General features: G+C 48.0%; 10 protein-coding genes. 4 read left to right on the top strand and 6 right to left on the bottom strand.

Annotated elements, in window-relative coordinates:
• Positions 1–61 precede the first annotated feature (61 nt).
• Both AC55FS_RS07570 and AC55FS_RS07565 read right to left on the bottom strand, forming a co-directional pair.
• Positions 62–3,211: an efflux RND transporter permease subunit gene (locus AC55FS_RS07570; RefSeq protein ID WP_496935466.1), complete on the bottom strand. Its 3,150-nt coding sequence runs from the start codon at positions 3,209–3,211 to the stop codon at positions 62–64.
• Between the two features lie 22 nt (positions 3,212–3,233).
• Entirely contained in the window at positions 3,234–4,430 is a 1,197-nt protein-coding gene (locus AC55FS_RS07565; protein WP_496935465.1) for an efflux RND transporter periplasmic adaptor subunit, read from the bottom strand.
• 319 nt (positions 4,431–4,749) lie between these two features.
• Between AC55FS_RS07565 and AC55FS_RS07560 the strand changes: the two genes are divergently transcribed.
• Positions 4,750–6,114: a DEAD/DEAH box helicase gene (locus AC55FS_RS07560; RefSeq protein ID WP_496935464.1), complete on the top strand. Its 1,365-nt coding sequence runs from the start codon at positions 4,750–4,752 to the stop codon at positions 6,112–6,114.
• Between the two features lie 698 nt (positions 6,115–6,812).
• Positions 6,813–8,627 (top strand): bulb-type lectin domain-containing protein, encoded by a 1,815-nt coding sequence (locus AC55FS_RS07555; RefSeq protein ID WP_496935463.1) that lies wholly within the window; start codon positions 6,813–6,815, stop codon positions 8,625–8,627.
• Between the two features lie 147 nt (positions 8,628–8,774).
• Here the strand turns inward: AC55FS_RS07555 and AC55FS_RS07550 are convergent, their stop codons facing one another.
• Positions 8,775–10,022, bottom strand: coding sequence for a hypothetical protein (locus AC55FS_RS07550; protein WP_496935462.1), 1,248 nt, complete (start codon positions 10,020–10,022; stop codon positions 8,775–8,777).
• A gap of 53 nt (positions 10,023–10,075) precedes the next feature.
• Here AC55FS_RS07550 and AC55FS_RS07545 point away from each other — a divergent pair, with 53 nt between their 5' ends.
• Both AC55FS_RS07545 and AC55FS_RS07540 read left to right on the top strand, forming a co-directional pair.
• Positions 10,076–10,513 (top strand): RNA 2'-phosphotransferase, encoded by a 438-nt coding sequence (locus AC55FS_RS07545; RefSeq protein ID WP_496935957.1) that lies wholly within the window; start codon positions 10,076–10,078, stop codon positions 10,511–10,513.
• Positions 10,514–10,620: 107 nt separating this feature from the next.
• Positions 10,621–11,394 carry a substrate-binding periplasmic protein gene (locus AC55FS_RS07540; RefSeq protein ID WP_496935461.1) on the top strand — a complete coding sequence of 258 codons (774 nt, stop codon included), beginning with the start codon at positions 10,621–10,623 and terminating at the stop codon, positions 11,392–11,394.
• 53 nt (positions 11,395–11,447) lie between these two features.
• Here AC55FS_RS07540 and AC55FS_RS07535 read toward each other — a convergent pair whose 3' ends face one another.
• The 3 genes from AC55FS_RS07535 to AC55FS_RS07525 all read right to left on the bottom strand — a co-directional run bounded on the left by AC55FS_RS07535 (position 11,448) and on the right by AC55FS_RS07525 (position 15,734).
• Positions 11,448–11,816 (bottom strand): glutaredoxin family protein, encoded by a 369-nt coding sequence (locus AC55FS_RS07535; RefSeq protein WP_496935460.1) that lies wholly within the window; start codon positions 11,814–11,816, stop codon positions 11,448–11,450.
• Between the two features lie 115 nt (positions 11,817–11,931).
• Entirely contained in the window at positions 11,932–14,802 is a 2,871-nt protein-coding gene (locus AC55FS_RS07530; protein WP_496935459.1) for a hypothetical protein, read from the bottom strand.
• 458 nt (positions 14,803–15,260) lie between these two features.
• Complete coding sequence (locus AC55FS_RS07525; protein ID WP_496935458.1) at positions 15,261–15,734, bottom strand: GNAT family N-acetyltransferase; 474 nt, start codon at positions 15,732–15,734, stop codon at positions 15,261–15,263.
• Positions 15,735–15,844 lie beyond the last annotated feature (110 nt).

Below are 15,844 nucleotides of genomic sequence, written 5' to 3'. Positions count from 1 at the left end.
CGATAAATTTTTATGTCATCAGATGGTTTGGCACGTCCGTTGTGCCAACCCAATACCTACGTTAAGGACGTTGCTCCACTTTATTTTTTGACCAGGCGGTCATCGCCATATAAAACACGGGAGTAAACAGCAAGCCAAAGAAAGTGACGCCCAACATTCCTGCAAATACCGCGTTACCCATGGCTTGGCGCATTTCCGCACCGGCACCAGAAGCTAACACCAAAGGTATAACACCAGCAGTAAAAGCAATGGAGGTCATTAAAATGGGCCGCAAACGTAAACGACACGCTTCTAAGATCGCATCCAATCGACTCAGGCCATGACTCTGACGATCACGTGCAAACTCCACCATTAAAATGGCATTTTTACAGGCCAAAGCGACCAATACGATCAAGGCGATGCGCGTAAAGATATTATTATCTCCACCAGCAATAGCCACACCGAGCAATGCCGACAAGATGGTCATAGGCACAATTAGGATAATGGCCAATGGCAACGTCAGGCTCTCATACTGAGCCGCCAGCACCATAAACACCAATAGCACCACTAACGGGAAAATATACACCATGGTATTACCCGCCAGAATTTGCTGGTAAGTCACCTCGGTCCATTCATAATCAATACCGTCTGGCAAGTGCTGCTCCAGGATAGCCTCCATGGCGGCACGTGCTTGATCGGAACTGTAACCCGGAGCCGGATTGCCATTCAGCTCAGCACTCATGTAACCGTTGTAGCGCATCACTCGATCGGGGCCTGTGGTTGGGGTTATTTCCACCATCGAACCCAGCGGCACCATATCACCAGCACGGTTGCGTACTTCCAGACGCAAGATTTGCTCTGGATCTAAGCGGTATTCGGCATCGGCTTGGGCATTGACCTGATAAGTACGACCAAATAGGTTGAAATCATTCACGTACACCGAGCCCAAATAAATTTGCAGCGCATCAAATACTTCGGTGAGCGGTACACCTTGGATAAGCGCCTGCTCACGATCCACGTGAATATCCATTTGTGGAACCTGGATGCGGAAGCTTGAAAACAGCCCAGTTAATGCAGGGTCTTGCCAACCTGCACCCTGTACCGTTTGCAAGGCAGCAAACAGCGCATCGAACCCTAAGTTACCACGGTCTTCCAATTGCAGTTTAAAACCACCCGTCGTCCCTAGGCCCAATATTGGCGGCGGTGGGAAAACAGCAACAAAGGCTTCATCGATCGCGCTAAATTGACCATTCAGTGAGCCGGCAATAGCAAAAGCACTTTGGGCGGGGTCTTGGCGCTGATCAAAATCCGTTAGCGGCAAAAACACGATGGCTGAATTGGAGGAATTAACAAAACCATTTACCGACAAGCCAGGGAAACCAATGGCATTGGCTACACCGGGCGTCGCCAAGGCAATATCGGTCATCTCGCGCACCACCTGTTCGGTACGATCCAAGCTGGATGCATCTGGCAATTGCGCAATAGCAACCAGATATTGTTTATCCTGTGCTGGAATAAAGCCACCCGGAACATCGTTAAAGACCTTGCCAGTCATGGCCAATAAGCCAAAATACACTAAGCCAACAATGGCAGCGAAGCGAATTAAACGTCGCACTGCACCTTCGTACAAATCACCGGCACGATCAAATACCCGATTAAAGGGTTTAAATAACCAGGCACCAAAGATCGCATTCATGCCGCGCGTCAGTGCATCAGGCTTATCATCGTGACCTTTGAGCAGTAACGCCGATAAGGCCGGAGACAAGGTCAAAGAATTAAAGGCAGAAATCAGCGTTGAGATGGTAATGGTCAGGGCAAACTGCTTATAGAACTGGCCGCTCAAACCCTGAATAAAGGCCGTTGGAATAAAGACCGCACACAAGACCAAGGCAATAGCAATAATGGGCCCGGTGACTTCAGTCATGGCTTGCTTAGTAGCAGCAACGGGAGATAAACCATTGCCAATATTACGCTCCACATTCTCGACCACCACAATGGCATCATCGACGACGATACCAATGGCTAACACTAGACCAAACAAAGATAAGGTGTTAATCGACACACCCAGCAACTGCATTACGGCAAAGGTACCAATCAAGGATACCGGCACGGCAATTAACGGAATAATCGACGCTCGCCAGGTTTGCAGGAATAAGATCACCACCAGCACCACCAAGACGATGGCTTCCAGCAGGGTATTAATCACCGCCTCGATGGAGCCGCGAACAAAAATGGTGGGATCGTAAGCAATGTCGTAGCTCATCCCCTGCGGAAATGACTGCGACAGTTCTGCCATTTTGGCTCGCACCGAATCAGACAATTCAATGGCATTTGACCCAGGACGCTGGAAAATAGGAATGGCAATGGCATTTTTGCCATCCAACAGCGAACGCAATGCATAGCTGTCTTCGCCCAACTCGACTCGGGCAACATCTTTTAGGCGAGTAATTTGCCCTTGCTCACCCACACGAATAACAATGTCTTCAAATTCTTCGACACTGCTTAAACGGCCTTGCACATTTAGCAAAATCTGAAATTGGTTTTCACGCACCATAGGCTGAGCACCTAAAGTACCTGCCGCCACCTGACGATTTTGCTCTCGCACTGCATTGACGACATCGCCCGCGGTCAAACGCCTCTCGGCCAGCGCTTCTGGCTGTAACCACAAACGCATGGAATAACTGCCACCACCAAACAATCTGACATTACCCACACCAGGCAGCGCCTTTAATTCATCTTCAATGTACAGATCGCCATAGTTGGCCAAGTAGCTGTTATCACGTGATCCATCGGGTGAAAAAATATGCACCACCATAGTCAGGTTAGGAGACGACTTTTCAACCGTAAGGCCAAGGCGCTGCACTTCTTGTGGCAAACGTGGCAAAGCCGTATTAACCCGGTTCTGTACCTGCTGCTGGGCACGATCAAGATCGGTGCCGAGCTTTAGCGTCACAATCAAGGTCATACGGCCATCGGCGGTCGACTGTGACGATACGTATAGCAGATTTTCTAAACCGGTCAGTTCTTGCTCCAGTGGCGCAGCCACGGTTTCAGCAATAACCTTAGGGTTAGCGCCAGGGTAACTGGCCCGCACTTCCACCGTCGGCGGTACGACTTCGGGGTATTCACTAACCGGCAGCTGAAATAACGATATTCCACCACCAATTAGGATCAGCAACGATAAAACCGAGGCAAAAATCGGTCTATTAATAAAAAAGTGACTGAAATTCATAATGAGATCCTAAGCACAAGCCTTATTGAGCTTGTGCTATGGCTGCCTCTCCATCTTGATTAACTCGGGTTGCGGGCAAGCTTTGCGCCAGTGCTGAGGTATCAATAGACACGGCTCGTGGCTCAATCGGCATTCCTGGACCAACACGGGCTGGGCCATTGACCGCAATGCGATCGCCTGGCTGCAGACCTGTGGTAATAACACGCAGCGAACCCACTCGCGAGCCCAGCGTCACGGGTCGATATTCCAGTGTATTTTCGCCGTTAATAGTCAATACAAAGCGGTTTTTTAGATCCGTACCGATGGCGGTTCCAGGCACTAAAATGCTGCTAATTTGTTGCTCGGGGGCAATGCGCACACGGGCAAAAGCACCCGGTCTTAGCTGGCCATTATCATTAACATCAAAGGTGGCGCGCACACGCAACGTACCTGTGCTGGCATTTACCCGGTTATCGATGAAGTCCAATGTGCCAGCATGGGAAAAGTCTTGCTCACCGGTTAACTGTAAGTACACCGCCAGTTGCGTGCCAGCACTAACGCCGGCGAACTGACGATTCCAGCTGCGCTCATCGATATCAAAATACGCATGCACACGATCCGTCGACACCAGATTGGTCAATACACTGGCATTGGCGTTCACGGTATTGCCCGGTTGAATAAAGGCACTCGACACTCGTCCTTGCATGGGAGCACGAACTTCCGTGAACTCCAACTTCAAACGTGCCGCTTGCAATGCTGCTTCAACCGAGGCCAGTTCAGCCTGGCGCTGCTGGGCCAAAAACACCCGAGCATCGGCTTCTTCAGCGGCAATAGCCTTGTTCGCACGCAGACTGCTGCTGCGTTTTTCTTCTAACAGTGCCTGCTTCAGTGCCGCTTTGGCCGCATCACGCTGGGCTTGTAATCGCGCCACTTCCGCCTCAAACGGTCTGGCGTCGAGCTTAATCAACAAGTCGCCTTGCTGAACTTCTGCACCTTCGACAAACTCGACCGACTCAATCACACCGCTGACACGCGGACGCAGCTCCACCGTATGGGGCGCTTGCAGGCGAGTGGTGAACTGACTCCAATCGATAACATCAGCACTGACCACAGCCGCCACATCGATGGGCTGTAGCGGCTGAGCGGCAGCCTGGGCCTCAGCTTGTGGCTGCTCTGAGCAACCCACGATTAACGCCGATAGCAAGACCAAACTGGCCATAGGCAATTGCAATGCTTTCATAACTTCCTCCCGGTGTTTTGCTGGCACACTGTAGGGAGAAGGTAAGCATCAAACAATAATGGCTACTGGCATAGGTTTGTTCCATTCAAATCAACAAATGGCCGCCATTGACCTTAAGCCTTTGCCAGGGAAACATAAATGATCTGTTAGACATTGCGCGGGAAGCACCATAGACACTCACGGGTTTGGCCAATCAGCATATCTGACAGGCCACTTAGGTAGTTTCCAACTCGAGCCAAACGCCTCGAGCCGCTATAATCGCCGCCCCCTTTACCCGGCCAACCCCATCGCATCAGCCCTGGCCATACTGAGATCATTTATGTCGTTCGCCGAACTGGGTCTGTCACCCGCCATTCTTCAGGCTATTGAAGAACAAGGTTACCAACAACCATCACCGATTCAGCAACAAGCTATTCCAGCGGTACTGAGTGGCCGTGACGTGATGGCAGCCGCTCAGACTGGCACAGGTAAGACAGCAGGTTTTACTCTGCCCATTCTGGAAAAGCTGAGTGCGGGTGAACGTGCACGACCCAATCAGGTTCGCGCCTTGGTGGTAACCCCCACCCGCGAGCTGGCTGCGCAAGTGGGCGATAACGTGCGCGCTTACTCTGAGCACTTGCCTTTGACCTCTGCGGTGGTATTCGGTGGCGTAAAGATCAATCCACAAATGATGCGCCTGCGCCGCGGTGCTGACGTACTGGTAGCCACACCCGGTCGCTTGCTGGATTTATACCAGCAAAATGCCGTGCGCTTTAAACAGCTCGAAGTCCTGGTGCTGGACGAAGCCGATCGCATGCTGGATATGGGCTTTATTCACGACATTAAAAAGCTATTGGCCATTTTGCCAAAAGAGCGTCAGAACTTGCTGTTCTCGGCCACCTTCTCCGACGACATTCGTGCCCTGGCCAAAAGCCTAACCAATGATCCGGTAGAGATATCCGTTACACCAGCCAACAGCACCGCTAAAAAAGTGGAACAGCTGATTCACCCGGTGGATAAAAAGCAAAAACCAAAACTGCTCAAAGCGCTTATTAATGAGCACAACTGGCAGCAGGTATTGGTGTTTTGTAAAACCAAACACGGCGCCAACCGCCTGACCCGCTATTTAGAAGAAAACAATATCACCGCCGCCGCCATTCATGGCAATAAGAGCCAAGGTGCACGCACCCGGGCATTGTCCGAGTTTAAATCTGGTGATATTCGTATTCTGGTGGCTACTGACATCGCTGCGCGCGGTATCGACATCGACCAACTGCCTCAAGTAGTCAACTTTGACTTACCTAATGTTGCTGAAGATTATGTGCACCGCATTGGTCGTACCGGACGTGCAGGCGCCAGTGGCCAAGCCGTTTCTTTGGTGGCAGCCGACGAGGTCAAAGAGCTGTCACAGATTGAAAATCTGATCGGTAAATTGTTGGAGCGTGACTACGTGCCTGGCTTTGAACCTGTGCATGAAGTGCCGCAAACCACTTTACGCACTAAAGCTAAAAAACCGAAAAAGCCGAAACAACCAAAGAAACCTGGCCATCAAGACGGGCAAAAATCCGTTAGCCAGCACCACCAGCGCGCTAACAAGAATACTGCAGCAAAACCCCGCCAGCAGCGCAGTGGCCAAGGCCCGCAAAACAAAGAAGGCGCCGCTAAGCCTGCCCGCAGACCAAGACGTCGGCCTGCCCAAGGATAAGCACAAGTCTAGCCGGGCCAGGCCCGGCTTAGACAAAAAACAATGAGCGCTTTACTCTCCTGGCACCCTTTTCCTTAGCTGCATTTACGCCACCGCCCCTATGCCATTGGCTAAACTCTGGATAATCACGGCCAGGGAAATATAGATAGGCTTAATATCAAAGCACATCAGTCATAACAACACCTGAACCAAGCAAGACCACTCGATCGGCGCCAATATACAGTTCACCGCAGCACGCCCCGCTGATGGCTTATATCACATTACTGCCACTCAATTCTGGCTTAAACCAACAGCACCAGACATAAAACCTGCACATCGCTGAGCAAGCGGGTCAACACTATAAAAATCTTACTATTTATTACATTCAACCTCACTCGATATGCAAACACATTTGGATATTTTATCGTTCAACTAATGACACATAATTAACCGAAATGGCAAGCTGCGCCTAACCTTCCACTTTTCGTCAGAGAAATCACATCAGCACCAAGTAATAAAAAGAAGAGTCAAAACGAGCATTTACAAAAAATTTTCTTAGAATCCAAAATATGCACTAACAACATATTAAATTGAAATAAAGTAACATCCCTGTAAAATGCCAGGCCGCTGAAAAGCACCACAGCCGATAAGTTGAGTAACACTTTAATCGGAAAACCAAGGCTAAACCCACTTCCCCATAAAGGAATTATAAAAACACCATGAACAAAAGAAAACTGAGCATACTACTTGCCGGAACGGTCATATCAGTATCCGTTACGGCAGACAGCATATCGACAGAGAAAATTAAAATAGCTGTATTATATGACGACTCAGCACTATGCAAAGCGTTTAAAAAAACACCAAGATCATCAATAACAACTATCGAGTCAAAGTTAAAAGCCCGCCTACAAGCTTGGGTCAGCTCAGCAGACACCATGTTTAATAACAGCCAAGCAAAGGCCTCGATCCACACAACACCCGATGCTATTCAGTACAGGTACGTTACAACAAAAAACAAATCTGGAAATCTACCACCAAGATATTTCAAAGACAGGAATTCTTCACTTCGATCTTCATGGATCAACTGGTGTGAAGAAACAGACAGCGGGAAATACCACTCTATCACCAAAGAAAACGTTTCCAAGAATATAGCCAACAAAGCAAATGGAACAAAATTACTAGAAAACCTAAAAACAGACGAAGATGCCGAAAGAATCCGAATCGAAACCCGGTCAGATCTAGTTAGTCAAATAAGTGGCTTCATATACTACGACGAAGATTCACAAAAGGGAATGGGTGGACTGGCATACACACCAACTGAAAAGAACTCTTTTCTATCATCAATCTATAGCGACAGAGAAAACACAAAAGGATACAGCCACCATAAATATGCATTTAGCACGGTAATGCTATCAGCGAGTGATGCCAACCTCAACAATTTCGACAAAGAATCCGGCGACATCTTTTCTTTCACTCATGAAATTGGGCACAATTTCGGACTAAAGCACTCCGAAAAACAAGAGAATAAGAACAATCATCCAATGATAGATTTCGCATGGGGGTACGGCAAAGAGCGTTACTTCTCTACCATAATGACCTACCCTAGGGCCTTCAATGTAATGACGAGGTCACCATATTTCTCCAACCCTAATATTAGAAATTGCAGAATCGGTAGAGTGACTACCACATGTGGCAGCAGCCGTGCAAATTCAGTCAACGGGATCAACAAAACCGCCTTCATTCTGTCTAGATACAAATCCGAAAGGGTAATCGGAGGCAACATTGATGACGGATTATTCGGAATAAGAAGTAAGTCGGGACTATATTTGAACTATCCAACAGATGCTCCCTATCATGAAGATGAATACGTCGCATCATCTAAAACCTACCTACCAAAAGACACAATTGGAACAAAGTATATCCAAGATAAAGATAGATATATATTGAGACTTGTTGCAGGCATGGATGGAAAAATTGTCACAGACCGATGCCTCTCTGAGGAGAACACCACCCAGCCGAAGTGGGTATCTTGCAACTATTCAGATAACAAACAGCTATGGGAGTTTATAGAGGATAATGAAAGCTACTACTACATCAAGTCAAACAGTGGAAACTTCTTAAAGGTTAATGAAAACCGATATTCTACTCTCGAAGGCATAAGAAATTCTGGAGATATGAAATTCGCTCCAATACCAAACAACAGAGAAAACAAACTCGTTGTCGACGACAAGCTGAACACAAATCAGCGCATATACTCACCTAATCGGGAATATTTTCTTGCTATGCAAGGGGATGGCAATCTGGTGATCTACAACAAACAGTATACACCCGTTTGGTACACAGCCACAGGCGGCAGCAACAAGACATTTGCCGTATTGCAGTCGGACGGCAACTTCGTTGTACACGACCCGAATAGTGGACGCACACTTTGGTCTACACGCACAGGAGGCTCACGTGTTTATGCAGAATTGGAAAACAGCGGTCGTTTCAAGATAAAAACCGAGTCTGGCAGCGTATTGTGGCAATCACATTAAGTAAATAATCATTTAGCCAGCCGGGTCATTGGCCCGGCCACTTTTAAATCTAAACAACGCCACTGCAATGCCACGATCAGTCGAGTACACTCGGGTCATCAATCATAACCGCCAAACAGCCTTGGAAGCAGCCATTTCACAGACAGTTTATACGCCGACATTTCCGACGACGACATTCCCTGAACCAGAAATAGCATTCCCATCAGGATTATCAGTCACCACGCACCCCGTCACAGCATAGCCACGCCCATTTAACACCAGCCCTTTTTTATTACCATATATTTTACAGCCACTAATCGAATAATCCCGGACAGAGCCACTAGGTACCCAAACACCAATACCTTTGTTATTTCTAACACATACACCATTCATCGAGAATGATCCCGAATTAACCACGATACCATTATGTGCATTGCTAACAGGGTACGGATGAGCAGCACCACCATTAAAAACAGTTCCACCACTTATCGTCAGCAGCGCACCAGAGTACCCAGGTGCAACATGAATGTTGTCCTGATCACAGGATGCTGCCCAGCAACCAGCAACACTCACATAAGCATGATCATTGATATCGAGTCCACGCCAGCAACCATCAATCGTTGCATGTGTGATAAATATTTCCCGATTTTGTTTGTCTACTACATTTTCAATAAAGATTCCACGTTCGAATTCAATAATGTCGACCATAGATATATGTACACCACCATTGCCACCCGTCAGATGAACTCCTGAGCTAGGCCTGGTTTTATGCCCAACAAGTCGTCCTCCGATAATCCTTACTTCTGATCCGCTCCCCAGCTCAATCGCGGTATTTTCCATACCCCAAAATATACAATTCAATATATTGGTTGTATCAACCACGCCCAATAACGATATAGCTTTCGAATGAAAGCCAGAGTTGCCAGATGAAAAGCCGAAATAGATATTATCAAATACCGAGTGCGCAGTATAATTTGACTTAATGGCAGCGGTATCTGAATATCTGTCAGATTTACTAAGACACCTTATCTTGACATCCTTAATACTACTTTCAGCGCAGCGCCCTCGCCACTCAAATAGACTACCACCATCATTTGACCAATCAATAATAGTTGAAAATCCAACGCCAAAGACATCAACAGGAACATCTGGCATCCATATGGTTCCATCAATGGCATAGGTTCCCGACTCAAGAAATACACCGCCACCTCCTGAAGAAGCAACGTGGTTAACTACAGCCTGAACCGCCTCTCGATCACTTAGACCAGGATGCTCTCTTTGATATTCCCGAACATTAACAACCGCACCTCCTACCGGTAAAGCATTAACAGATCGAGCACTTAACAGCGCAGCTGACGCACCGACGGCTGCGCCCCCTTGAATGAATAATCGCCGTCCAACCTCGACGTTAGACATTGCATACTCCCTTAAAATAATATCAATTCGTTATATCCAGCGCATAGTAACATATAGTATGTATAACCAAATATCGCTATGCCCGTAAAGCTCGGCCAATTAAGGGATTAATTCCAAAAATCTCCAGCAAGCAACGCTTTGCCTTAGATACCAATAATAATCGCATTCGCGCCAACCAGGGCCACTCGATTGATGTTGATCTGCAACTAAAGCCTGCACAGCCACCTGAGTTTTTATACCATGGCACCGCATCGCGTTTTTTAGATTCTATTTTTCAGCAGGGTTTAACGGCTCAGCAACGCCAACATGTGCATTTAACAGACAATCTGACAACAGCGAAACAAGTTGGCCAACGCTATGGCAAGGTGGTTATTTTACAGATAGATGCACAAAGCATGATGAATCAGGGCAAGGTGTTTTATCGAGCGGACAACGGCGTTTGGCTGACTGAAGCCGTTGCTGCTGAGTTTCTGAAAATCCACAGTCAATAAGCCCAAACAGTACGTGCTTTGGCCACCCTTCATCGCGACAGTGGTAGCGTCTACACTCATCTCATAGTAACAACTGAGATGATGCCTAGAGCGACCTGGAGGACACTATGCCAGCAAACCGCCAACCAATCAGACCTCTCCTGTCCCTACCGCATCTTCTTCTACTGTGCATCTTGACGCTTGGCCTTTACTCACCTGCTCCCGCTTCTCGCGCCCAACAAACACTCATCATTGGCACAGAGCACTACCCACCCTATGAAATGGAACAACCGGTTGATGGCTTAAGAGGATTTGACTACGAGGTTGTGAGCCGTATTTTTGAGCAACTAAACAGAGATATCGACATTCGGTTTTATCCCTGGAAACGCGTATTAGCATACGCCCAAAAAGGAGAAGTCGTTGGCATCATGACCTGTGCCTATAGCCAGGAACGAGAATCTTTCATTAGTTATTCTGATCCTATTAGCCACTATAACGATGGCTTTTATATACGCAAAGACTTCACCGGCAAGCCGATTACCAATCTCACTGATTTCATTGGCACCAATGTAGCGTCGGTCGATGGTTACGAAAGCCTAACGTCCCTACAAGCCGCCGGCGCCACACCGATGTCGACAAGAACAACCGAGATGGCGGTGAACATGCTGGCCAAGCACCGTTTTGACTACCTCTATTTAGGCAAACAAGCAACAGATTTTGTCATAAAGAAACTAGGCATGACTGAGAACTTTCGCTACCTAAGCCTGAAGCAACAATACTTTTACTTTTGCTTTTCTAAAGCGCATCCACAAACACATCAGTTAATTGAGCGCTTTAATCGCGCTCTAGCCCAACTAAAAGCCAGCGGTGAATATGACTTAATTCACGCCAAATACCGATAAACCACCCAGATCACTGAATCTGTCATATGGCAGTGAAATAAGCCTGCAGATGATTAGCCGAATCTTTGCTGCAAATAGCTGATGATATCCTTGGATTCATACATCCATACATCGTCTTTTCCCTGCTCACTGATGCGCAGACACGGCACTTTAATACGCCCGCCACGCTGCTCCAACTCAGAGCGCGCTATTGGGTCGTTCATGGCATCGCGCGTTTTTATATTCAGCCCCAACTTATGAATGGCGCGACGGGTTTTGATACAAAACGGGCACGCGGTAAATTGATACAGGGCCAAACGTGCCGTTTCATCATCAATGGCAGCTTGCTGAGCAGCAGAGCGTTTTTTGCCAGGAACACGAGTGAGAATATCAACAGCAGCAATGCTGTAGCCGAGAGTATTGCGAATGGCTTTTACTAACATAACGACGTCAAACGGCCCACTAAAAAAGAGGCGGCGATTGTAGCAGGAAAGGAACTAAAACAGCAGACTAAGCCCCCAGGTAGGGGCTTGGCAGCGACGATTGACACAAAAACGCTTACAGCAGCGGGCACTGAGCAACGCTGCTCACCGTAGCACCCGCCTGATCTACGCTGACGCCATTATTCACATTCGACAGATTGGCCAAGTCGGCCACGCTCAGCGTGCCCGCCAGAGTAATGCCGTCCGCTGCGGCACTGATGGTATTGCCGCTGATGGCAAAGCAGTGGTTGGTATTCTTTCCACTCAGCTCAAGAGCCGCTGTCGAACTGCTGGTCAGCCGACTATTACTAATGATCATAGAGGCTTCGGTGGGGTCGGCATCTTCAGCAACAAAGCGCAAAGCTTGCAGTGAAGTATTGAAGGTAGATGCTGTCACATCAAGATTCACCTTGCCGCGATTTTCAAGATAAAAATCGAGCCCCTGCCCCGCCGTATTAGAAAAAGTAACGCCATCAAAAGACCAATCGACACGGCTACCATCACCCGACTGGGAAGACTTCACCACCTCAATATACGAGGTTGGATTAATATTATTGGGATTACCGTCAGAAATAAGCTGTCCGCCATTGACGCTGACAACGGCCGTTGCATCAGAACCGGCATAAAGATCTATCGCCTGCCCCCCTCTAGCGGTAGCAACCGCTGAATTCACTCGACTCTCCAGGCGCGTATTTTGTATCTGTGCATCTAAGTGTGCAGTCCCCTCCAAATAAAACAGTACAGCATCCGTTTCTCGGTTATTTCCTACACCAACAATACTGCTGTTTTGCACACGAATATTTGCGCGATTGCTATCCATCAGATATACACCTAACCCAACCGGGGCACCGTCGACCGTCGACGTTTGCTGCACGTCGGCATTATTCAGGGTCAAGTCCAGCTGACTTGTGCCTCGCATGGATACGTTAATAGCATCGGCACCACGACCAGCCGTCGCACGAAACACATCAGAATTAGATACCCATGTCAGCTGGGCACTGTTATCCCGAAACGATACATCCAACACATCGACGTTGGTGTCGTTATTGCCGGCATCGGCCTCAAAATGGTTATTGCTGCTGTTGAGCGTCACCACCACAGACTCATCCAGCTGCAAATCCAACACACGACAGGCTTGCTGGCACTGGTTGGCAATGGTGTTATTGCTTAAATTCAAGCTGACAGGGTCGCTGCCATAAAATCTCAGCAGCATGGCATCCTGCCAAGCGGCCGTTGGCGAGCCTGTTTGAAGGGTATTATCACGCAGGGTTAAGTCCGAGTCGCTTAATAGCATGGTTATGGCAGTCTGTACGTCGTTAAAGCGGTTATCGATGAATTCGATAGTACCGAGACCTGTGCCATTCGCCAGCAAACCGACACGAGTGGTGTCATAGTTGGAAATAATGCCATTAATCACGTATTGAACACTGGTAACGCCAGAAGCATTGCCACTGGAGCGAATTTCCAAACCTTGCAAGCGGTTATCACCCAGCAAGGTAATGGCCGGGCCATTGCTGGCGCCATCAATCACTGGGTATTGGCTGGCAGCAATATAGCCACCGGAGGCACTGATAAAGTTGGCACCCGCACCGTACATTTTTACGCCATAAGGCAAGGTGAACTGGCCGGTATAAGGAGCTGTCGCAGGCATCACATAGATTTCACCACTAGCGCCGACCTGACTAATCGCATCGCTCAAAGACTGATACGGATTATTGCGACTGCCATCACCGGCACTAGTATTGTCGCCATCAACAAAAGTGACGCCGTTGAGCAGCTGCGCATTGCTGACGATGGAAAAATCAGAAATATCCAAAGGGTCGGATACATTGCCAGCGGCATCCGTAACCGTCACGGTACAGGCACTGTAGCTACCTACGCCGACGTTTAATGCAATCACATTATTACCGCGTTGGGCTGATGTTGCCGAACTGGCACAGCCACCAGCGACAGACACGGCACCCGCTTCTGATGAGTAAAATTCATAATTGACGACACTGGCATCCACCCTTCTACCAATGGCGGCCAACTCGCTTAATTCCGGCTTGGTGGCATCAAACACATCAAAGGGGCCAATCATCAATGGCGTTGAGGTATTACCATTACTATCGGTCACTGTCATCGCGCAGCTTTCGTAGCGCCCCGCAGATAAGGGGGTTAAAGAAATCTGATTATCTCCCGCGACGGCTTTAGCGGCCTCACTTGAGCAGGCTCCTGACCAAGCGATTTGACCCGCTTCGCTACTATGAAAGTGCAATACTGGCTGAGCCTGATCCGATATCGCCGCTATGTCTTTTAGCTGCGCTAGCACAGGGGCTTGTGTGTCTTTGACCGAAAAAGGAGGTATCGCCAAGGTTGAATGATTGCCTGATGTATCGAGCACAGTTAAGGCACAGTCGTCATAGCGACCACCATCCCCAGCTCCCAACATAATTTGGTTCTCACCTGCTACCACCGTAACCGCTTCGGTAGTGCAAGCACCCGACAAAAACACCCGCCCAGCCTCACTGGAAATAAAACGATAAATAACAATACCTGAATCTGTAGCCGCAGAGCTTTCGGCAGCTTCGGTAAGCACAGGAGCAGCGTTATCCACCACATTAAATGCTGGTATTAATAGCGGAAGAGAGACATTGCCGGCGTGATCACGCAACGTCAAAGTGCACTGGCTATAGCGTCCTACCGGCAATGGGTCAAGTGTAATCTGGTTATCGCCCGCAACCACTGCTGTCATTTGCGATGAGCAACCACCAGCAAAACTTAGCGACGCTGCTTCTGAAGCGTTAAACCGAATAACAGCCTTACTGCCCTGCTGAGTGTCTGATACGCCGTCACTAAAACTGACGGTAGGTGCTGTATGGTCCTGGGATGAACCCGAGCCGCCACAAGCGCTTAATACTAGAGTAGCCGTACCGACTAAGGCTAATTTGATAAACCAATCACTCATTCTAAATACCACTCAACCTATAAATCGGTTACGTCATTAGGCGTCATCCAGACACAGCTCGCCATCATTGACAAAAACATCAAATAAACATCAATCCGGATGCAGGCATTTAGGCGGCGATTGTATCCATATTACCTCCCGTTACAATGCCATTACGGGAAGATAACCATGACAACCTGGCAAAGTTCACAAAGTAAGTGGCTTTTCTATATGACCTACTAGGCGTAGCCGAGTAGACCCTCGAATTACATTTTCTTAATGGGATTCCTGGCAAATATATGCAGGAAACTGCCTATCAGGGCGAAGATAATTTTTAACGATATGATTATGTTGATAATAACAAGATATGCAAATTATCGGTATCAATCAGAACAAACCTCTAATTGATACCGTTGAAGATAAATACCAGGATACCGACGATATTATCCAGCACCGACTATTCATCGAGCACCACCAGGTTAGCCCTCAAGGGCACACTCATCATCGAGTTGCATTCGCACTGTATGCAATCCCGGTCCGAAGCCATTCTCTGTGCGCTTTACTTCAATAAAACCCAAATGCTGATAAACAGGTGCGGTATGCTGTGAGGTTTCGATACAAACGGGCAAAGACCCAAATTCCACACGGATTTTTTTAATTCGGCCATTAATCAGCTCACGTCCTAGGCCTCGGCCGTGCAGGCTGCGCTCTAACATGCCCCAGGTTAAAAATACCTCATCGCCACAGCGCATATAACCACCACAGCCGACAATATCGTTACCATCCAATAAGACAAAATATGGGGCTGTTTTAGCATTTACTTCTTCAGTCAAAAACTGCCGATACTCCTCATATTCATCTGCGGCAAAATAGGGTTGCTGGTTTGAGCGAAATAAACGTAAACAGTCGTCCAGATCTTGCTGTTGATAGGCACGCCAATAAATATCCTGCATACACTCTTCCCTTGTATATTTTATAGCAGGACAGCTTAGCACGCCCCATCCAGGCCCAGTCGACAGACAGAACGTCAAGCTTAAGCAAAGATCTGGCGACGACAACACAC

It is taken from the genome of Bacterioplanes sp. CLAM21, assembly GCF_059641015.1.
This window is presented reverse-complemented; position numbering and strand designations above follow the sequence as displayed.